Consider the following 21295-nt stretch of genomic DNA (forward strand, 5'->3'; position numbering starts at 1 on the left):
CGTGCTTGCCGCTACCGGGTCGCTTGTCGTTTAAAATCCGCGTCACCCAAGGGGCGCTGCAGCCGAGTTTGCGATACCGCAAAACCGGTCAGGCTTGGGGACCCCAACTGCGCTCACTTGTTTCAATCCACACAGTGAGCCGCACCATGAAGCCCATCACCTACACCCGCGCCCAAGCACTTCCCGGCATTTTGGCCAGCCGCATCGCCATTCTGGATGGCGCCATGGGTACCATGATTCAGCGCTTCAAGCTGGGCGAGGCGCAGTACCGGGGCGAGGGCTACACCGGCCCGGGCAACCAAGGCGAGCGCTTCAAAGACTTTCCCAAAGACGTCAAAGGCAACAACGAGTTGCTGAGCCTGACGCGCCCGGACGTGATCACCGACATCCACGAGGCTTACCTGGCTGCGGGTGCGGACATGATCGAGACCAACACCTTCGGCGCCACCACCGTGGCCCAGGCGGATTACGACATGGCCGACTTGGCCATTGAGATGAACTATGTGTCTGCCCAACTGGCCCGCGCCGCCTGCGACAAATACAGCACCCCTGAGAAGCCCCGCTTTGTCTGCGGCGCGCTCGGCCCTACGCCAAAGACGGCCAGCATCAGCCCTGATGTGAACGACCCCGGCGCGCGCAATGTGACGTTTGAAGAGCTGCGCGCCGCCTATTACGACCAGACCAAGGCACTGGTCGAAGGTGGAGCGGACGTGATTCTGGTGGAAACCATTTTTGACACGCTCAACGCCAAGGCCGCGCTGTTTGCGGTGGACGAGTACTTTGAAGCCAGTGGCGAACGCCTGCCCATCCTGATCAGCGGCACCGTGACCGACGCATCCGGTCGTATTTTGAGCGGGCAGACCGTGACCGCCTTCTGGCACAGCGTGCGCCATGCGCAGCCTTTGGCCATCGGCCTGAACTGCGCGCTGGGTGCCGCGCTGATGCGCCCCTACATTCAGGAGCTGAACAAAGTCGCCACCGACACCTTCATCAGCTGCTACCCCAACGCCGGCCTGCCCAACCCCATGAGCGACACCGGCTTTGACGAAACCCCGGACGTGACCAGCCGCTTGGTGCGCGAGTTTGCGCAAGAGGGGCTGGTCAACATCGTGGGGGGCTGCTGCGGCACTACGCCTGACCACATTGGTGCGATTGCGCAGGCGGTGAACCCGATTGCGACGCGGAGGGTGCAGCGTGGGTACTTTTACAAAGAGGCGGCGTGAGCCGGGACATCGCCATGAACAAAGTCCGCTGGGGCGTGCTGAGCACCGCCAAAATCGGGATGGAGAAAGTCACGCCTGCGCTGCTGCGCAGCCAGTGGTGTGATGTGCAGGCGATTGCCTCGCGTTCGCTGGAGAGCGCGCAGGCGGCGGCGGGCAAGTTGGGCATCCCCAAAGCCTATGGCTCTTACGAGGAGCTGTTGGCAGATCCGTCCATCGAGGCCATTTACAACCCTCTCCCCAATGACCAACACGTGCCCCTGACACTGGCGGCCGCGCGTGCGGGCAAGCATGTGCTGTGCGAAAAACCTATCGCCTTGAATGCTAACGAGGCGGCGCAGCTGCGCGAGGTGGCGGGCAAGGTGCACATCATGGAAGCCTTCATGGTGCGCTTTCATCCGCAGTGGCTGCGCACGCGCGAGCTGGTGCAAAGCGGCGCTTTGGGTGATGTGCGGGCGGTGCAGGTGTGGTTCTCGTACTTCAACCGCAGTGCCACCAACATCCGCAACGACGCCAGCAAGGGTGGCGGTGCGCTCATGGACATCGGTTGCTACCCGATTGTGGCCGGACGCTTTTTGTTTGGCGCCGAGCCGGTGCGGGTGATGGCGCTGGCCGACATGGACCCGGACTTTGGCGTGGACCGCAGTTTTAGCGCCTTGCTCGATTTCGGTAATGGCCGCCGGCTGGACTTCACCGTCTCCATGCAAACCACGCCTTACCAGCGGGTGCAGGTGATCGGCACCGAGAAGCGGGTGGAGATTGAGATTCCCTTCAACGCGCCTCAAGGCCAGGAAACCCGCATTTTTGTGGATGACGGCAAGGTGCTGGGTGGTCGCGAAGCGGTGGTGGAAACCTTCGCCCCCTGCGACCAGTACAGCCTGGAGGGTGATGCCTTCTCGCTCGCCATTCGCGGCGAGCAGCCCCTGCACTACGGCGTGGAAGACGCCATTCAGAACATGCGCATCATCGACGCGCTGTTTGCTTCCCAGCGCACTGGCGGCTGGGTGACGGTTTAAGTGGCTGCTCCAGCTGCATCATAAAAATTACAGGTCGTTTATGCCTCAAGCCCCCGCATCTTCTGCGCAAGCAGCTATTAATTCCGTAGCGCCCATGCTGCTCTCGGGCCTGGAGCCCATCACCATCGACAGCCGCAGCCTGTTTGTGAACGTGGGGGAGCGCACCAACGTCACCGGCTCCAAGGCATTCGCCCGCATGATCCTGAACGGCCAGTTTGAAGAGGCCCTGGCCGTGGCTCGCCAGCAGGTGGAAAACGGGGCGCAGATCATCGACATCAACATGGACGAGGCCATGCTGGACAGCCAGGCCGCCATGGTGCGCTTCCTGAACCTGATCGCGTCGGAGCCCGATATTTCCCGCGTGCCCATCATGATCGACAGCTCCAAGTGGAGCGTGATCGAAGCGGGCCTGCGCTGCGTGCAGGGCAAAGCGGTGGTGAACTCCATCAGCATGAAAGAAGGCTTGGATGAGTTCAAGCGCCAGGCCAAGCTGCTGCGCCGCTACGGTGCCGCCGCCGTGGTGATGGCCTTTGATGAAAAAGGCCAGGCCGACACCTACCAACGCAAAGTGGAAATCTGCGAGCGCGCCTACCGCGTGCTGGTGGACGAAGTGGACTTTCCGCCTGAAGACATCATCTTCGACCCCAATATCTTTGCCATTGCCACCGGCATCGAAGAGCACAACAACTACGCGGTGGACTTCATTGAGGCCACCCGCTGGATCAAGCAGAACCTGCCCGGCGCCAAGGTGAGCGGTGGCGTGTCCAACGTGTCCTTCAGCTTCCGCGGCAACGATCCGGTGCGTGAGGCGATCCACACCGTGTTCCTGTACCACGCTATTCAAGCGGGTATGGACATGGGCATCGTGAACGCCGGCATGGTCGGCGTGTACGACGACCTGGAGCCTGCGCTGCGCGAGCGGGTGGAAGACGTGGTGCTGAATCGCCGCGAAGACGCAGGCGAGCGCCTGGTGGAGATTGCCGAGACCGCGAAAAGCGGTGCCAAGGACGAGAGCAAAAAGCTCGAATGGCGCGGCACCCCCGAGGCGCCGGTGACTGTGGCCCAGCGGCTGAGCCATGCCTTGGTGCACGGCATTACCGACTTCATCACCGAAGACACCGAAGAAGCCTACCGCGAGATTCTGGCCAAGGGCGGCCGTCCACTGCACGTGATCGAAGGCCCGCTCATGGATGGCATGAACGTAGTGGGTGACCTGTTCGGTCAGGGCAAGATGTTCCTGCCGCAAGTGGTGAAGAGTGCCCGCGTGATGAAGAGCGCGGTGGCGCACCTGCTGCCCTACATTGAGGCTGAAAAGCTCGCCATGGTGGAAGCCGGTGGCGAGGCCAAGGCCAAGGGCAAGATCGTGATTGCGACCGTCAAGGGCGACGTGCATGACATTGGCAAAAACATCGTCACCGTGGTGCTCCAGTGCAACAACTTTGACGTGGTCAACATGGGTGTGATGGTGCCTTGCCACGAGATATTGGCCAAGGCCAAGGAAGAGGGCGCAGACATCATCGGCCTCTCCGGCCTGATCACTCCCAGCCTCGAAGAAATGCAGTATGTGGCAGGTGAGATGCAGAAGGACGAGTACTTCCGCAGCCGCAACACGCCACTGCTGATCGGTGGCGCCACCTGCAGCCGGGTGCACACGGCGGTGAAGATTGCGCCCAACTACGAAGGCCCGGTGGTCTATGTGCCTGATGCCTCGCGCAGCGTGAGCGTGGCCCAGGGCTTGCTCAGCGATAGCGCCGCCGCGTACATCGCCGAGCTGAATGCCGACTATGACAAGGTGCGCCACCAGCACGCCAACAAAAAGCAAACACCGCTGTGGCCCTTGGCGAAGGCGCGCGCCAACAAGACTCCTATCGACTGGGCGCAGTACCAGCCCACTAGCCCGAAGTTCATCGGCCGGCGTGTGTTCAAAAACTTCGATCTGAGTGAGCTGGCTCAGTACATCGACTGGGGCCCCTTCTTCCAGACCTGGGATCTGGCGGGCCCCTACCCGGCCATCCTGCAAGACGAGGTGGTGGGCGAGCAGGCGCGCAAGGTCTTGGCCGATGGCCAGGCGCTGTTGAAAAAAATCATCGATGGCCGCTGGCTCACTGCCAATGCGGTGGTGGCGCTGTACCCGGCCAATACGGTGAATGACGACGACATTGCTTTCTACACCGATGAGAGCCGCAGCGACGTGGCCCTCACCTGGTACGGCTTGCGCCAGCAAACCGAGAAGCAGGAGATTGATGGCGTGATGCGTCCCAGCCGCTGCCTGGCCGACTTTGTGGCGCCCGCAGGCGTCAAGCCGGACTACGCGGGTATGTTTGCCGTGACCGCGGGCATTGGTGCGGACAAGCGGGCCGAGGCCTTTGAGGCCCTGCATGACGACTACAACGCCATCATGCTCAAGTCGATTGCCGACCGGCTGGCTGAAGCCTTTGCCGAATGCCTGCACAAAAAGGTGCGTACCGACCTGTGGGGTTACGCCGCGGGCGAAACCTTGAGCAACGAGGAGCTGATCGGCGAGAAGTACCAGGGCATACGCCCCGCCCCCGGCTACCCGGCCTGCCCGGACCATAGCGTCAAGCACGACATGTTTGCGCTGCTGCAGTGCGATGAAATCGGCATGGCGGTGACCGAGAGCCTGGCCATGACACCCGCTGCCAGCGTGAGCGGCTTTTACATTGGCCATCCAGACGCTGCGTACTTCAACGTCGGCAAGATCGGCGAAGACCAGGTGCAGGCGCTGGCAGAGCGCCGCCAGCTGGAGCGGGCTGCCTTGGAGCGCTTGCTGGCGCCCAATTTGTAAGCAAAACGCGGTACGCGGCCCCGGCGGCCGGGTGCCGTGTGCGTGCACTGTGTGCGCGGGGACAGCTTTACCCAGCGTTACAAAAGAGATACCTGCCAGCCGGATGGGCTGTGTACCTTCAGACCCCATGGAGCGTTAGCTCTACAGCGGGTGCCTTCGTGGCACCGGTTTGAACGTCTGAAGGAGATGTATGTCGACTGCTTTATCCACATCCGGCGCCACCGTGGCGGCCGGCAATAAGTTTTTATGGGCGGCCGTAGGCGCACTTGGGGCCAGCACTTTGGCCTTGGGGGCGGTGGTGTTGCATCAGCAGAGCAACACGGCACAGGCGGAAGCGCCGTTGGAGGTAGTAGCCGTCAGCGCGCCAGCGCCTGCTGCGTCCGCTCCGGCGATCGAGTTGATGGAAAAATCCACTGCAGCCCCAGCGCAAACCGCGGTCAAGCCGGTCGTTGCGGCCAAATCGGAGCAAAAAGTGCCTGTGGCGCCCGTCAAACATGCGCAAGTAGCTCCTAAAACAATAGCAAATTCGGATGGGACGGTGGCAGCAGTGAAGCCGTCGCATCCCGCCGCAGCGCCCGCTACCGGCGTACAGGTGGCGGCGAACGAGTCCGTGCTGGCCACTCCTGCCACTTTGCCGGCCCCGGTGCGCCTGCCTGCCAAGGTGGTGTGCACCCACTGCGGCGTGGTGGAGGCTGTCACCCCGGTGCAGCGCGAAAGCGCCAACCCCAGCGGTGCGGGCGCCGTGGCCGGTGCGGTGCTGGGTGGGCTGGTGGGCAACCAGTTCGGTGGCGGCGATGGCAAGGCCTTGGCCACGATTGCGGGCGTGCTCGGGGGCGGCTGGGCAGGCAACACGGTGGAAAAGCGCCTGAAAAAAGACACGGTGTACCTGGTGGATGTGCGCATGGAAGACGGCAGCTTGCGCTCCATCGAGCAAGCCACCGCTGCCAGTGTGGGTCAGCATGTCACGGTGGAGGGCAACCGCATCACCCCCGCGAATGCGCCATCGGCCGCGGAGCGTGCGCCGGCAGTGGCCAACAGCACAACCTGAAAGGCCCCCGTGCTATTATTTTTGCAAACCGCAAAAGGAATAGCGCATGAACATGGCAACGGCAGCGCCCGGTGCGCCGGACGCCCATCGGCCCCCTTCGGGCCGCCCTGAGAAACTGCGTTTGGGCGATGTGCTGGTTCAGCAAAAGCTGATCTCGCAAGAGCAACTGCAGCAAACCCTGGACTTGCAGCGCACCACCGGCAAAAAGGTGGGGCGCCTGCTGATTGAAACCGGCGTCATTACCGAGGAGCTGCTGGCCAACGGCCTGGCGCGGCAGCTGCGGATTCCGTTCGTCAACCTCAAGACATTCCCTTTCCGTGCCGATGTGATCAAGCTGCTGCCCGAGGCGGCCGCCCGCCGCTTCAAGGCGCTGGTGCTGGAAGACAGGGGCGACACCCTGCTGGTGGCGCTGGCCGACCCGCTGGATTTGTTCGCCTACGACGAGCTGACTCGCCTGCTCAAGCGCAACATTGGCATTGCTGCCGTGCCCGAGAGCCAGTTGGCGTTGGCGTTTGACCGCCTGTACCGCCGCACCGAAGAAATCAGTGGCCTGGCCCGTGCCCTGGAGAAAGACCTGGGCGATGCGGTGGACTTCGGCGAACTCACCGCCAGCGTAGGCCTGGAGGGCGCGCCCGTGGTGCGCTTGCTTCAGTCTTTGTTTGAGGACGCCATACAAGTCGGCGCATCTGACGTGCACATCGAACCGCAAGAGGGCTTTTTGCAAATCCGTGTGCGGGTGGACGGTGTGCTGCAAACCCAAACGCAGGCTGACAAGCGCATCGGCGGTGCGCTGGCCCAGCGCCTCAAGCTGATGGCGGGGCTGGATATTTCAGAAAAGCGCTTGCCGCAGGACGGCCGCTTCAGCGTGCGCCTGAAAGACAACACGATTGACGTGCGCTTGTCCACACTGCCGACCACCTACGGCGAATCGGCCGTGATGCGTCTGTTGAACCAAGGCGCCGGCATGCGCCGCCTCGACACCATCGGCATGCCGCCCGAGATGCTCAAGCGCTTCCGCGAAGTGCTGTCCCGCTCCTCCGGCATGGTGCTGGTCACCGGCCCCACCGGCTCCGGCAAAACCACCACGCTGTATGCCGCGCTGGCCGAAATCAATGCGGCGGAGCTCAAGGTGATCACGGTGGAAGACCCGGTGGAATACCGCCTGCCCGCCATCACGCAGGTGCAGGTGAATGACAAGATTGAGCTCACCTTCTCCCGCGTGCTACGCGCCTGCCTGCGGCAAGACCCGGACGTGATCCTGGTCGGCGAAATGCGCGATGCTGAAACGGCCGAAATCGGCCTGCGCGCCGCTATTACCGGCCACTTGGTGCTTTCTACCTTGCACACACGCGATGCCATCAGCACGCCGTTTCGCTTGCTCGACATGGGCGTGCCGCCGTTCATGGTGGCCACCTCGCTGCAGGCGGTGATTGCCCAGCGCTTGCTGCGTCTCAATTGCCCGGAATGCCTGGCACCGCACAACCCCACGCCGCAAGAGCAGTCGTGGCTGGAGTCCATGCTGGAGCCCGGCGACACGGTGCAGCCCAAGCGGGGTCTGGGTTGCTCGCACTGCAACGGCACCGGCTACTTCGGTCGCCAGGGGGTGTACGAGTTGCTGGAGATGGACGCCGCCCTCACCCATGCGGCTTCGCACAGCGACCCGGCCGGCTTTTTGCGCACTGCGCGGGAGCGTATGAAAGGCCACACCATGGCGTTTCATGCGCTGCAGCTGGTGCGGGCCGGCAAAACCTCGCTGGCCGAGGCCTTGCGTATCGGCTTCGATGCCGATGACGACGTGGCCTTGGTGGGCTGACGATGGCTGTTTACGACTGGCGCGGCCGTAATAACCGGGGCGAGGCCGTCAGCGGCCAGCTGGAAGCCATGACCGAAGGCGGCGTGGCCGACCAGCTGCTGTCTATTGGCGTGGCACCGGTGCATATTGCGCTGGCCAAAGTGGCGGAGAGCAAAGAGAAAAAAGACCCTCTGGCCTTTTTGACCCGCCGCCCGGTGGATGTGGAGGATTTGCTGATCTTCTCCCGCCAGATGTACACCCTCAACAAAGCGGGAGTGCCTATTCTGCGGGCCTTTGCGGGGCTGGAGGCATCAGCCACCAAGCCGGCCATGGTGGAGCTGCTCAAAGACATACGCGCCAGCCTGGATCAAGGGCGCGAATTGTCTGCTGCGCTTGCCCGCCATGCGGCTTTGTTCGGCAATTTCTATATCGCCATGATCCGCGTGGGCGAGATGACCGGGCGGCTCACCGAGGTGTTTTTGCGCCTCAACGAGCACATGGAGTTTGAGCGCGATGTGCGCGAGCGCATCAAGCAGGCCATGCGCTACCCCAGTTTTGTGATGATGGCCATGGCAGCGGCCATCGTGATTCTCAACATCTTTGTGATTCCGGTGTTTGCCAAGGTGTTTGCCGGCTTCAACAGCGAGCTGCCGCTCATCACACGTGGCTTGCTCGGGTTCTCCAATTGGATGATTAACTGGTGGCCCATGCTGCTGGCGGTCACCGCCGGGGCGGTGGTGGCGATACGGGCTTACCTGCGCACACCGGATGGGCGCTACCGCTGGGACTCGCGCAAGCTCAAGCTGCCGATTGTGGGCGACATCATCCGCAAGGCCACCTTGGCCCGGTTTGCCCGCAGCTTTGCCTTGTCCAGCCAGAGTGGGGTGCCGCTGGTCCAGGCCTTGACGGTGGTCGCGCAGACGGTGGACAACGCCTTCATCGGCGCCCGTATCGAGCAGATGCGCGATGGTATCGAGCGCGGCGAAAGCATTTCGCGCTGCGCGGCGGCGACCGGTGTGTTCACACCGGTGGTGCTACAAATGATCAATGTGGGCGAGGAAACCGGCGAGCTGGACAACCTGTTGTTCGAAATTGCCGCCATGTACGAGCGCGAGACGGACTACAGCATCAAAGGCTTGTCCGCAGCCATTGAGCCGATTTTGTTGGCCATCATTGGTGTGCTGGTTTTGTTGTTGGCGCTCGGCGTGTTTCTACCCTTGTGGAACATGGGTCAGGCCGCCATGGGCAAGGGCGGGGGTTAAGCGGTGGCTACCGCTTCCATACCCGCCAGTCCGCGCCCGTTCTGGAGCAGCCGCTGGGTGGAGTGGGGCGTGCTGGCGGTGTGTATCGCGCTGGTGACCGGCGTGCTGTGGCGCTATGGTCAGCAGGTGCGTGCCCAATCCGAGCGGGCGGCGGTGCAAAGCACGCTGGGGGCGCTGCGCACCGCCCTGGTGCTGGACTATGTGCGGGGCATGTTGCCTGCGGCCAAAAAAACGGTGGTACCGGTTGCGCAGGCCACGACCCCACCCAATCCGTTTGCCTTGTTGCAGCAGGCCAGCGTGAATTACGCGGGCGAAGTGCCTGCGGCTCTCTTGCAAGAGGTGGCGGGCGGTAGCTGGGTGTTCGACAAGCGCTGTGGCTGTGTGGGCTATAAACCCCAGGATGTTGCGGTGCTGGACGCCCCGGCTGGCGCGCAAGCGGTGTGGTTTGTGGTGGAGCTCACGGGGGCCGCTCCCCAGCTGCGTCCTTTGCAACCGTATGTCTGGAGTGGAGTGCCTCTGGAGTAGCGGTGGCGGCTGTCGTAAAACGCGCAAACTTTGCGAAAAAGCATGAAAAGTCGTGTACTTGCCGCGTAAAGCTCATGCACAACAATACGTCATTGGCCTAGAATTAGTCGCAGATAGCCGGTGGGTCAGGCGTTGAGAGCGCTGGGTACCGGATACACAATTTCCTTGAAAGGTGGACAACATGAAACAAGTGCAACGTGGCTTTACCCTGATCGAGCTGGTCATGGTCATCGTGATTCTGGGCATTTTGGCCGCCGTGGCGATTCCGAAGTTTGTGGATTTGTCGTCGGATGCGCGTGCGGCGTCTACGCAAGGCGTTGCAGGTGCTTTGTCCTCTGGCTCGGCTATCAACTACGCGACTTATGCAGCAAAAGGCACTTCTGGCGGACGTGTGGTTGTTAATTCTTGCGATGCTGCAAAAGCAACGCTGCAGGGTGGCACTTACCCTACTAGTGGCGGTACGTATTCGGCTGATGCGACTGCATTTGCAGGTGCAAATGCAGTCGCTGGAGCCTCAAATACCTGCACATTGACATTGACGCCCACTAGTGGCTCGGCAGTGACTGCCTCTTTTACAGCAATCGCTGTTCCTTAAATGACGGACGGCTTGAGCCGTCTGTGTCTGAATACCAAGCCAGTGAGGGCAACCTCACTGGCTTTTGTTTTGCCTAGTGCTGCTGCATCTCCATGCGCCACGCTGGGGGCGCAAGGGCCAAGGCTTCTGCTTGCATTTCCGCTTCAGTGGGCCAGCCTGCGACCCATAGGCGGTAGGCCTGGATGGCAAGGGCTTGGTCGTGCGTCTCCACGCCGATCGCTATGGCAAAACGCAGCAAGTCGTAGTCGTGAATGCCTTGATTGAAGTAGCTGAGGAGTCGGTGGGCAGCGTCGGCATCCTTTCCGCTACGGCGCAGCAACAGGATGTCTAAAGCGCGGGTACGCGGGGCATCAGGCTGCAGCGCGGCCAGGGCCTCCCATGCCTCTCGCGCAGCTTGCGGATGCTGCAGGCTGGAGTGCAGCAGCACCCGGTTGGCTTGCACATCCGGGATATAGGGGCGCGAGGCGCCCACCGAGTCCTGGGCCCAGAGCGCGGCTTCCAGGTTGCCGGTGGCGGCAAACTGGTCAGCCGCCAAGGCGGTGAGCTTGCGGTAGTGGGGGTTGATGCGTACGCCTTCTTGCAGTCGCGCAAAGGCCCGGTCCTGTAGAGTTTGGCGATCGGGTACAGGCATGTCCGGGTGGAGCACCAGTTGGTTGAGTAGCTGCACACTGCCCACAATATTGCTCTCTGCACGCATGGCCTGCGCGCTCACGATGGCTGCGCCGCAAAAGGTTAGCACGCTTATTGCCAGTAGCCCTTGAACCGTGCGCCGCGACACCACCAAGGTTCGCGTCGAGCCGGATGCCAACAGCGCCAGCGACACCATCATGAGCGCCCCGGTGCTGGCCAGTCGCCAAGGGAAGCCAGCGTTGCTCACCACCAGCAGTGCCAAGAGGCTGCACAGGGCTACGGCACGCAGCGCGGCGTCGTGTCCTGCACGTCCGTGGACGGGCATGCGCCAGGTCGTTTGTGCGCTCCACAGCAGGTAGGCCAGTAGCACCGCCAGTACGCCGCCGCCCACGGGCAGCCCGTATTCGCCCAGCAGTTGCAGCAGTTCGTTGTGGGCGTAAAAGTCGGTTTCCACCGAGTTGTTCCAGCCTTGGTAGCGGGGGATGTGCACTTCCCAGGCGCCAGCGCCCACGCCGGTCCATGGGTTGTCTATCACCATGCGGGCAGTGGACTTCCACATGCTGGCCCGCACCGAGAACGAGCCCACGGTGTACTCCTGACTTTTCATGACGGAGCCGGCCCGCAAAAAGCTGCGTTGCAGTGCGGTGCTGCCATTGCCCTCTGCGATCAGGTCTTGCTGGGTCGTGGGCAGCACGCCCAAACTCAGCACACCCGCTGCCAAGGTGCAGCCTGCCAACCAGCGTGAGCCCCGGCTCCATTGGGCCCAAGCCAACGCGCGGCGGTAGCGCCACAGGGCGTACACCAGCAGCGGCCCGATGAGCAGCAAGGCCGCCAAGGCGGAGCGGGTGCCGGTCATCATCAGTGCGACGAGGTTGAAGGCGATGGACAGTGCCACGAGCGGACGCCAAGGCGCTTGCCGCAGTTGCGCGAAGGCGTAGGCCGAGAAGGGCAGGGTGCAGACGAGGTACTCCGCGAAGAAGTTGCGGTTCACAAAGGTGGATGCAGGTGCAGCCGCTTGCGGAAACCAGTCCAGCCCGTCCCAAAACTGGGCGGCCGCCCAGGCGCTGGCCCCCACCGCTCCCCAGTGGATCGCCCACACGAGCAGGGGCATGGTGGCTCGCCGCAGTATTTGTAGGCCCAGCGCCATGAGTACGCCCAGTGCGGCCCAGCGGCAGGCCTCTGCGGCGGCCAGGTAGGTGTGCGACCACACCATGCTGCCCAATGCATACACGCATAGCACCAGTGGAAATGCCAGCACGCCATGCCAGCGCAAGGCCGGCAACATGTTGCCACGGCCCGAGTGGAGACCTTGCGTCAGCAACACCACTGCGGCCAACAGGGTGCCCAACACCAATATGGTGGATTTGAGGGTGTCTTGCAACACCCATTCCCCCGGAATACCGGCCACGGGCACCAGCAACAAGGTGACGGCCAAACACCATGCTGCGGCCGGGAACTTGTAGGCCTTGAGGAGGGTCTTGTGATCGGGTGTGGCAAGCATGGTGCGGTGTGACGTGCTGCCACACCGCACAGGCGGAACGTAGCAGCTGTTTAGTGGTTAAATAGGGCTCTGGCGCTCGTCAACAGTGCGCCACAAGCTCCTAAAAGCGTAGCAACTGTAAACCATCCATGCCTTCATCTTCGCTGGCTCAACGTGCCCGATTGCCCTGGGTGGCCGCTCCAGGTCGGCCGCAGTGCGGATTCACCTTGATCGAGCTGGTGATGGTGCTGGTGCTGTTGGGCATTTTGGCGGTGTATGCGGTCCCCCGCATGATCAACACCGGTGATTTTTATGCCCGCGGATTTCACGACCAATCGCTGGCCTACCTGCGCTACGCCCAGAAGACCGCCATCGCCCAGCGCCGTACGGTGTGTGTGACGCTGAGCAGCAACGGTATCAGCCTGAGCATGGCGTCTGCCGCCGCCAGCAATACCTGCGCGGCTACGTTACCGGGGCCGAATGGCGAGGCGGCACTCAGTGCACGCAGTGGGGTGGCGTTCAGCAGCACGCTGAGTAACTTCAATTTCGACGCTCTAGGCCAACCGGTGACGACTGCCGCCACGCCGGCGCAAGCGGCTACGCAGGTGCTACAGGTGGCCAATGTGTCGCGCAGCATCACCATTGAGACGGGGACGGGCTATGTCCATGAATAAGCCCTCGCAACGTGGATTTACGTTGATCGAGCTGATCATCTTCATCGTGATCGTGGCAGTGGGGCTGGCGGGCATTTTGCTGGTGATGAACACTACCGTGAAGTCCAGTGCCGACCCGATGGTGCGCAAGCAGGCGATTGCCCTGGCAGAGTCGGTGTTGGAAGAGGTGCTGCAAAAAGCCTATGCTGATCCGGACAGCACCAATGTGGGCGAAACCGGCCGCAGCGATTGGGACAACGTGGACGACTACAAAAACCAAACTCAGGCCGCGTTCAGCCTGCCCCCGGCCTTGTCGGGTTACACCATCGCCATTGGCGTGGTGGACGACACCACCACCCTGCCGGGCCTGACGGCCAAAAAAGTCACCGTGACCGTGACCCGGGGCGCCGAGTCCATCACCCTCACCGGCTACCGGACCAACTATTGACTATGGCGCATCAGTCCCATTCATACAGTCGGCAGCGCGGCTTCACCTTGGTGGAGCTGGTGATGGTGATTGTCATCCTCGGTGTGATTGGCGGGGTGGTGGCGGTGTTCATGCGGGCGCCTATCGATGCGTACTTTGCCAGTGGGCGCCGCGCCGCCATGAGTGATGTGGCCGATACGGCGGTGCGCCGCATGTCCCGCGATATCCGCAAAGCCTTGCCCAACAGTCTTCGGGTCAATGCTGCAGGCACCTGCCTGGAGTTCATCCCCACCCGCACGGGCGGGCGCTACCGCGAGCAAGACCGCACTTCCGGTGATGGCAAAGGTATGAACTTTGCCATTGCCGAAAGCGGCTTCAATATGCTGGGTCGCAATGCGGATTGGAGCGCTGACCAGCAAATCAAATCCAATGACCTGATTGCCGTCTACAACCTTGGCATCACTGGCGCCACTGCCTACAACGGCGACAACGTGGCCCGTGTCAGCACCGTGGTCGCAGACACCACCAGCGGTAGCGAAGAAAGCACCATCAGTTTCACAACGCCCAAGCAGTTTCCCCTGGAGTCGGGGAGCAAGCGTTTTCATGTGATTCCGGTGGAAGAAAATGTGGTCGCCTATGTCTGTAACGGCACGACTTTGCGCCGCCTGGTAACACCGGGGCTCACCACCGGCACCGGAGCGTTGTTCACCAGCAGCGCCACCAGCTACTGCGGTACTGCAACGACGCTGAGCGCCGCGCCGGTGCTGGTGTCCAACCTCACGTCCTGTGCGTTCACCTACAACGGCAACGATTTGCAGCGCAACGGCTTGGTGCAGATGGCAATCAGCTTGGGCAACGGCACCGGAGATGGCGAAACCGTGAGCTTGTACCACCAGATCAATGTGAACAACACCCCATGAGCGTGCGCACATCACCCCAACACGGCTTTGCCGCCATTGCCGCCATTTTTCTGGTGGTGCTGTTGGCGGCGCTGGGCGGCTTCATGCTGACGTTTTCCAACACCCAGCAATTGACGGCGGCGCAAGACTTGCAGGGCTCGCGGGCCTATTGGGCGGCGCGTGCCGGCTTGGCGTGGGCGGTGGCCAAGATTGTGGCAACACCGGGGTGCCCCGCCGGTACGCCCACGACGGTGGATGGCTTTACGGTCAACGTTACCTGCACCCCGTCGAGTTATGTGGACGGGGCGAACACCGTGCTGATTTACCGCTTGGAGTCCCGCGCCAGTCTGGGCACGGCGGGCACAAATAACTATGTAGAGCGCAGTGTGAGCGCTTCCTTGGAGATGTAACTATGTTGCCTGGCGCCGTACTTCGCACTGTCGCATTCCGGTTTGTCGTGTGCGTATTGGGGGCTGTCTTGGGCGGTGTGCTGATGTCCGGTGCTGCATTCGCGGCCAACTACACATTTCCGGGCGCCCTGCCGTCCACATGCACTGGCTCCGGCCCTAGTTACACCTGCACTGGACTCACATTGGCGAACGGAGACAAACTGGTATTCAGCTCGCAGTTGCCTGCCACCGTGACAGTCAACGGCAACGTCTCTACCGACAACGCTGAAATCAATAAATCGGGCACGGCATCGAATGTTTCCTTTGTCGTGACCGGGAGTTTTACGACTGCCTATCAGGCGAACGTCAATGCCAACGTGCAGGCTGGATCCGTTAATGATTCCGGGGGCAATGTGGTGTTTGGCGGTACGGTTACCGCGACGTCAGGCAATATTGTTTTGGGGTACAAAACGACGGCAGGTGGCAACGTTTCCTCCAGCACCGGGTCTATCACTCTGGGCAACGAGGCGGTGATTTCCGGCGGGGTGTCCAGCAGTTCGGGCGGTGCGATCAGCATCAAGTACAAATCCCAGATCAATGGCTCGGTGACCACTACCGGTGCCATCACCATTGAAAACGAATCGGTAATCAATGGCTCTATATCCGGCGGCACCGGGGCTATCAACGTGCAATACCGCGCACAAGTCACGGGCTCTGTCACCAGCTCCTCCGGCACCATCCTGATGGACAACGAAACGGTGGCAGGCGCATGTGTCAAGTCCACGGGCTCGGCCGCCATTACGCTGAATTACAGAGCCAGCATCAATAGCGTTTGCTGCGGTTCGAGTTGCGGCAATAGTTGCGTGACCAACAACACCAGCCTGGCCATGCCGGCTGCGTGCGCGCCATCGCAAACCTGCATCACGGACAATTTTTCGACCGGTACGCTGGACACCTCACTCTGGAACGCCTTGACCTTGTCAGGCTCGTTTACACCTCAGGTGGTCACCGTTGGCAGCCAAAACCGCCTTCGCCTGACCGACGCCCGCGGGAGTGAAGCCACTATGGTGCAGTTGAAAAAATGGTTTCCCGCTGCCGGCAATAAAGTGGTCGTGCAATTTGACTATTCCGTATATAACGGTACCGGGGCGGATGGTGTGGTGGTGGTTTTTTCGGATGCCGGCATATCACCTGCACCGGGAGGGGCCGGCGGGTCGCTGGGGTATGCGCAGAGTGACAGCACGGCCGGGTTTTCCGGTGGATGGCTGGGGGTTGGTATTGATGAATACGGCAACTTTCCCAACACCAACCAAAACAGGCAAACCTACCCTTCGGGCTGGACGGCGCCGACGGGCGCCAACACATCGGCCGGTTTTTACCCTAACAGCGTGGCGGTGCGCGGCTCGGGCTCGGGAACAACGGGCTACAAGCTACTGGCCAATACCGGCACGGTCAGCCCAGTCATTTGGAATAGGTCCAGCACCTCCAGCACGGTGCAGCGGTTCCGCATCACCATCGACAACTCCAACAACGTCAATGCCTACGTGACCCTGGAGCGCGACACCACGGCCACCGGCAATAGTTTCACGACGCTCATCCCCAAGTTTGACGTGTTGGGCACCAACAGTGGGCAGGCGGCAGTTCCCACCAACCTGTTGTTGTCTCTGACGGGGGGCACCGGGGGAAGCACCAACATCCATGAACTGACGAATCTGAGTGTTTGCGCCACCTATGTGACGGACCCCGGAAGTTCGACCGCCGCCGCCGCCTTTGATTGTTTGGAAACCGGCACCAATGTGCCCTGGGTGGCAACCACCAGTTCGACAGTAAGGCCTCTGTATACCAAGTTGGCAGCGACCAACTTCACCTTCGATATTGCGGCCTTGAAGTCGGACGGAACCCTGGAGAGCAACTACGTCGCGGCTGGCGCTAATTCCAAGTATGTGTTGGCCGAGTTGTTTGACAACACCTCGCCTGCGGCCTCTTGCAGTGCTTACAGCAGCCCTGTAGCAAGCCAGATTGTCACGTTTGCTTCCGGTACCTTTTCAGGTGCGGCAGGGCGCACCAAGACCCCAAACTTCACCGTTCCGTCGGCACGGGCCAAGCTCATCTGCCGCGTGAAAGAGTGCACCAGCAGCACCTGCTCGGCATTCACCGCGGTTTCACCTGCATGCTCGACAGACCAGTTTTCCGTGCGTCCTCAGCAGTTCACAGTGACGGCTCCTGCGATGAGCAACACGGCCCTCACAGGCACGCCGGCTGCCAAGGCCGGTACAGCGTTTACCTTGACGGCAGCAGCGGGTGTGACGGCGGGCTACACTGGCACCCCTACCATCGACAGCACCAAGGTTCTGGACCATAACGGCGTGACTATCGCCGCAAATACCCTGAGCGGCAGCTTTTCGGCGGGTACTGGCACCGGTGCGACCGGCACCTCGTTCACCTACCAGGACGTGGGCAACATCCAGTTTCCTGCGGATACGGTGGTGGACAGCAGCTTTACCGCTATTGACCAATCCAACAACGGTTGTGTGACCGGCAGCACCTCCAACACCTTGAGCGGCGGCAAGTACGGCTGCAACATCGGCAGTCCGGCCACGGCCAAATTCGGCCGCTGGTACCCCAGCCACTATTCGTTTTCAGGGGCACTGACGGCGAGCTGTGCAGCCGGTGGTTTCACCTATATGGATCAGGATGCACTGGGGGTCGTACTCACGCTCAAGGCCCATGCCACCACGGGGGGCGCGGCCTCTGCCAGCGATCCGGTGCTGAGCCGCTATACCAGTGGCTACAGCCGCTTGGCGCCTGTCACCATCAGTGGGGATAACGGTGGAACTGCGGTGGCAGTGTCCCGCCTAGGCAGCCCGGCTTTTCCGGCCATGCCCAACACCGCCTTGTGGAGCGCCGGGCAAATGCTTATCAATGACACCTACGCCTTCAGTAAACTGGCGTCGCCCGATGGGCCGTATGACAGCTTCAAGCTCAAAGCTGCCATCAGCGATCCCGATGGCGCCACCTTCCTGAGCGCGACCAACGAAACCAACACCACCCGCGTCCGTTACGGGCAAATGCGCTTGTTCAATACCTATGGCTCGGAGCTGTTGGCTTTGCCGGTGCCGTTGGAGGCGCGGTATTGGAACGGCAGCTTTTACGTTACCAACACCTTGGACAGCTGCACCACGCTCAACCTCTCCAGCGTCATCATGTCGAACTATGTGTCCAACTTGCCCACGGGCTTGGCCGCCTGTGAGACGCAAATCAGCCCCACCACGAACCAGACCTTGAACGGAGGCAAACTGCTTTCGCCCGGTCTGGTGCTGTCTAAGCCGGGTGCCGGCAACAGCGGCAGCGTGTTGTTGACCTTGAACGTGTCTGCCACCGCGACTGGCAAAACCTGTGTTTCGACCACGGAGAGCAATGCCACCGCAGCCAACTTGCCGTGGTTCGGCAGCAACCCGACGGCCAGAGCCACCTTTGGGGTCTACAAAAGCCCGCTGATTTATCTCCGTGAAAACTACTGAATGCCGGAATTCATCAATTCTCCTGAAAAACCCCGTCCAATCGATGTCATGATTGCGCAAGCAGCTATTAAAATGAGAGCAAGCCGATTGGAGATTCAGTAGATTCATGATTGAAGCGACGCGCCCATCACACCTCAGCCTGCCTGGAGCCCATTGAGTATGCGTTGGCCTTGGCAACGTAATGCTTCCGGTGAACGCTTGGTCGTTTCCTGGTCCGGCCAGGCCATGTCGTATGTGCATGCGAAGCGTGCTGGCAACGATTTCAAGATCATCCGTGCCGGGGTAGAGGTGCAAGGCAGTGACTCCCGCGAAGACTTTGTCCGCCGGCTTCAAGCCCTGGGGCTGAAGGGGGTGCACGCGAAGTTCATGCTTAAACCCGAGCAGTACCAATTGCTGCAGATTGAGGCTCCTGCGGTCGCCCCCGAGGAACTCCGTTCGGCAGCCCGTTACCAGATCAAAGAAATGGTGGATGTCCATCTGGACGATCTCACCATCGATGTGCTCCGTGTGGGAGATGGCCAAGGCCGCGCTGCATCGCAGCTTTTCGTAGTGGCAGCCAACAACGCCGTGGTGCGCGATGCCATGGACCTGGCCCATGCCATGCAGTGGGATGTGCGGTTGATTGATGTGCAAGACATGGCCCAGCGTAACCTGCAAACCATGGCAGAGCCCGAGCGGGCCAATGCCTGCCTCGTTCTGGCCGAGGGCCGCCAGGCGCTGCTCACCATCAGTGCCGGTGGCGAGCTGTTTTACAGCCGCCGCCTGGACCTGCCCGATGGCTTTATGGCTATGACCTGGACTGCTGTGGCCACCGCCGAACAAGCGCCCGTAGATGCCTATACGCCGGTGGAAGAGTATGTGCCGGACTATGGCGGCGGTGCCTATGGCGCTGCGGCGTTCACCACCACCGGCGCGGCCACGGCCAGCCCCGAGCAATCCGATATTGACCGCGCGCAGCGTTTGCTGGTGGAAGTGCAGCGCTCCATCGACCTGTGGGACCGCACCTGGTCTAACCTGCCTTTGGCCGGCTTGCACGTGTTTGCCGGCGAGCGCAGTGCCGAGTTGGCAGACTGGCTGCAGCGGGACACGGGCCAACGCGTGCAGCCCATTGCATGGGACACTGCCTTTCCCGGTTGGAGCGCCGTCAGCCCCGCCGATCAGCCCTATTGCCTGCCCTTGTTGGGCGTGTTGCTGCGTACCGAGCACCGCACCGCCTGAGGCCCGCTCACCATGCCCCAACAAATCAATCTTTGCGCCCTGACCCTGCAAAAACCGCGGCAGCAGTTTTCTGCCGACACCATGGCTGTGGCGCTGGGGGTGTTTGTGGTGCTGGGCGGCTGCCTGTGCGCAGCCTGGGTGTGGAATCTGGAGCGTGCTGCGCAAGGCTTTGCCAGTGCCACACAAACCCAAACCCTGGAAATGCAGACCCTGCAGGCAGCCATTGACCGCAGCAAAGCCATGGCACAGCCACCCTCGCCGGAACTGGTCAAAGAAGCGCAAGCCCGCCGCACCGAGGTGGAGGCCAAAGAGCGGATGCTGAGCGCCCTCCAGCAAGGCGTGCTGGTACCAGGCTACGGCCACTCTGACCGCCTGGCCTTGGTCGCGCGCAGCATTCCGCCGGAGGTCTGGGTTACCAGCGTCAAGGCGGACAGCGCCCGCATGGAAGTCGATGGTTTTACCCTGGAGCCCTCTGCGCTCAATGACTGGGTGGCCCGCCTGTCGGTCAGCCCACTTATGCAGGGGCTGCGTCTGGCCACCGTCAAGGTACAAAGCACGACCTTGCAAAATCCGTCCGCTGCGAATGCGACGCCCCAGACCGCAGCTGCCAACCCCGGCGGTGGCACCGCACCCGGGCGTGAGGCCTGGTCGTTCACTCTGGTGAGTGCCCAGGTTGCGCCGGTATTGGATGCGGCAGCGGGGGGCAAGCCATGAAGGCGTGGTGGTTGGTCCAGTCCGCGCGCATCAATGCGCTGAGCTTGCGCGAGCGGGTGTTTTTGTTCGTCTCGCTGTTGGTGGTCGTGCTGGCTATTGCAGATGTGCTGTGGCTCACGCCAGCACAGGCGGCCTATAAGTTGGCGCAGCAGCGCTTCACGACCCAGAGCGCGGAAGTGCGGCGTTTGCGGGCCGAGTTGGCCGCTGTGCCCGCGCCGGTGGATGCGAGTGTGGCGCTGCAGGCCGAGATTGCGGAGTCGCAAAACCGTATTGAAAACTTGCGCGCCCAAATGGCCTTGTTGGCCCCCGACGCCGCCAGTGCGCAAGCACTGGAGCCGGTGCTGGTGCAGTTTCTGCGCCGCAGCCCGGGTTTGCGTTTGGTGTCGTCTGGTACCGTCGCGGCAGATGCTGACCCCAGCGGGGTGGCCCCGGCTTCTGTGTCCGGCATTCAGCGCCGCGGCCTAGAGCTCAAGGTGGCGGGCTCGTATGGCGACCTTACCCGGTACGTTAAAAGCTTGGAGCAGGCGCTCCCCCGTTTGCGTTGGGGCAGCATGCAGCTGTCGGCTGACAAGCAAGGCACCGAGCTGACCTTGCGGGTGTATGTGCTGGAGGTGCAACCATGATGCCGCGCAGCCTGGGGAGCCGGGTGATTGCCATGGTGCTGACGATCTTCGTGATTGCACAGGCGCAGGCCCAAGACCGCGACCCGACTGCCGCCCCGGCGCTGGCCGAAGGGCTGACGGGTGGTGCCGGTGGCGGTAACGGCCCCTTGCCTGCGGGTAGCAGCGTGATCGTGCAGAGTGGCAAACCGTACCTGGTGGTCGGCACCCGCTTGTATGCGGTAGGCCAAAAGGTGGGCAACGCCACGCTGGCCCGCATCACCGAAACAGAAATTTGGCTGCAAGAAGGCAAGCACGTCACCAAGGTGCCCCGGTTTGCCGGCATCCAGCGCCGGGTGGCCCAGGCGGAGGCGTGCGCCCCGGCACGCCCCGCCTCCTCCCCCCGCCGTGCGCGCAGCCGCGCGGCACAGCCCCCCTCAACCGATCGCGCCGTGACCACAGTGGCTCCCTGCGATGGAGCCCAACCGTAAAGTCCCGACC

Annotated in this window: 18 protein-coding genes and 1 riboswitch; of the genes, 17 read left to right on the plus strand and 1 reads right to left on the minus strand. The window is 62.0% G+C overall.

Going from position 1 to position 21295, the window contains the following annotated elements; genetic code table 11:
* Nucleotides 1–42 precede the first annotated feature (42 nt).
* Nucleotides 43–122, plus strand: a riboswitch (S-adenosyl-L-homocysteine riboswitch).
* A gap of 24 nt (nt 123–146) precedes the next feature.
* The 8 genes from FDM28_RS04600 to FDM28_RS18075 all read left to right on the plus strand — a co-directional run bounded on the left by FDM28_RS04600 (nt 147) and on the right by FDM28_RS18075 (nt 10264).
* Nucleotides 147–1223 (plus strand): homocysteine S-methyltransferase family protein, encoded by a 1077-nt coding sequence (locus FDM28_RS04600; protein WP_138513473.1) that lies wholly within the window; start codon nt 147–149, stop codon nt 1221–1223.
* 14 nt (nt 1224–1237) lie between these two features.
* Nucleotides 1238–2236, plus strand: coding sequence for a Gfo/Idh/MocA family protein (locus FDM28_RS04605; protein WP_138513475.1), 999 nt, complete (start codon nt 1238–1240; stop codon nt 2234–2236).
* Nucleotides 2237–2276: 40 nt separating this feature from the next.
* Nucleotides 2277–5042: a methionine synthase gene (gene metH / locus FDM28_RS04610; protein WP_240791890.1), complete on the plus strand. Its 2766-nt coding sequence runs from the start codon at nt 2277–2279 to the stop codon at nt 5040–5042.
* 190 nt (nt 5043–5232) lie between these two features.
* A complete protein-coding gene (locus FDM28_RS04615) occupies nt 5233–6090 on the plus strand; it encodes an outer membrane lipoprotein (RefSeq protein WP_138513477.1) in 858 nt (285 codons plus the stop codon).
* Between the two features lie 46 nt (nt 6091–6136).
* Nucleotides 6137–7903 (plus strand): GspE/PulE family protein, encoded by a 1767-nt coding sequence (locus FDM28_RS04620; RefSeq protein ID WP_240791891.1) that lies wholly within the window; start codon nt 6137–6139, stop codon nt 7901–7903.
* A gap of 2 nt (nt 7904–7905) precedes the next feature.
* On the plus strand, nt 7906–9144 hold the full coding sequence (locus FDM28_RS04625; RefSeq protein ID WP_138513480.1) for a type II secretion system F family protein: 1239 nt from the start codon (nt 7906–7908) through the stop codon (nt 9142–9144).
* A 3-nt stretch (nt 9145–9147) separates the two neighbouring features.
* The gene (locus FDM28_RS04630) at nt 9148–9669 is read left to right on the plus strand and encodes a hypothetical protein (protein WP_138513482.1); all 522 of its coding nucleotides are present in this window, start codon (nt 9148–9150) and stop codon (nt 9667–9669) included.
* Nucleotides 9670–9850: 181 nt separating this feature from the next.
* Entirely contained in the window at nt 9851–10264 is a 414-nt protein-coding gene (locus FDM28_RS18075) for a pilin (protein WP_138513484.1), read from the plus strand.
* 73 nt (nt 10265–10337) lie between these two features.
* Here the strand turns inward: FDM28_RS18075 and FDM28_RS04640 are convergent, their stop codons facing one another.
* Entirely contained in the window at nt 10338–12395 is a 2058-nt protein-coding gene (locus tag FDM28_RS04640; protein WP_138513486.1) for an O-antigen ligase family protein, read from the minus strand.
* Between the two features lie 128 nt (nt 12396–12523).
* Here FDM28_RS04640 and FDM28_RS18080 point away from each other — a divergent pair, with 128 nt between their 5' ends.
* The 9 genes from FDM28_RS18080 (at nt 12524) to FDM28_RS04685 (ending at nt 21285) form a co-directional block, all read left to right on the plus strand.
* Nucleotides 12524–13048, plus strand: coding sequence for a pilus assembly FimT family protein (locus FDM28_RS18080; protein WP_138513488.1), 525 nt, complete (start codon nt 12524–12526; stop codon nt 13046–13048).
* A complete protein-coding gene (locus FDM28_RS04650) occupies nt 13041–13475 on the plus strand; it encodes a type IV pilus modification PilV family protein (protein WP_206021910.1) in 435 nt (144 codons plus the stop codon). The genes FDM28_RS18080 and FDM28_RS04650 overlap by 8 nt, the downstream gene beginning before the upstream one ends.
* A 2-nt stretch (nt 13476–13477) precedes the next feature.
* Entirely contained in the window at nt 13478–14374 is an 897-nt protein-coding gene (locus tag FDM28_RS04655) for a type II secretion system protein (protein ID WP_138513492.1), read from the plus strand.
* A complete protein-coding gene (locus tag FDM28_RS04660; RefSeq protein ID WP_138513494.1) occupies nt 14371–14763 on the plus strand; it encodes a hypothetical protein in 393 nt (130 codons plus the stop codon). Before FDM28_RS04655 ends, FDM28_RS04660 begins: the two co-directional genes overlap by 4 nt.
* Nucleotides 14764–14945: 182 nt before the next feature.
* Complete coding sequence (locus tag FDM28_RS04665; protein ID WP_138513496.1) at nt 14946–18263, plus strand: DUF6701 domain-containing protein; 3318 nt, start codon at nt 14946–14948, stop codon at nt 18261–18263.
* 159 nt (nt 18264–18422) lie between these two features.
* Nucleotides 18423–19481: a hypothetical protein gene (locus FDM28_RS04670; protein WP_138513499.1), complete on the plus strand. Its 1059-nt coding sequence runs from the start codon at nt 18423–18425 to the stop codon at nt 19479–19481.
* A 12-nt stretch (nt 19482–19493) separates the two neighbouring features.
* Nucleotides 19494–20195, plus strand: coding sequence for a PilN domain-containing protein (locus FDM28_RS04675; RefSeq protein WP_138513501.1), 702 nt, complete (start codon nt 19494–19496; stop codon nt 20193–20195).
* Nucleotides 20192–20818: a hypothetical protein gene (locus FDM28_RS04680; RefSeq protein ID WP_138513503.1), complete on the plus strand. Its 627-nt coding sequence runs from the start codon at nt 20192–20194 to the stop codon at nt 20816–20818. The genes FDM28_RS04675 and FDM28_RS04680 overlap by 4 nt, the downstream gene beginning before the upstream one ends.
* Nucleotides 20815–21285 carry a hypothetical protein gene (locus FDM28_RS04685; protein WP_138513505.1) on the plus strand — a complete coding sequence of 157 codons (471 nt, stop codon included), beginning with the start codon at nt 20815–20817 and terminating at the stop codon, nt 21283–21285. Before FDM28_RS04680 ends, FDM28_RS04685 begins: the two co-directional genes overlap by 4 nt.
* The last annotated feature ends 10 nt before the right edge of the window (nt 21286–21295 follow it).

Origin of the sequence: Rhodoferax bucti (assembly GCF_005876985.1) — a bacterium.
GTDB classification, from domain to species: Bacteria; Pseudomonadota; Gammaproteobacteria; order Burkholderiales; family Burkholderiaceae_C; genus Allorhodoferax; species Allorhodoferax bucti.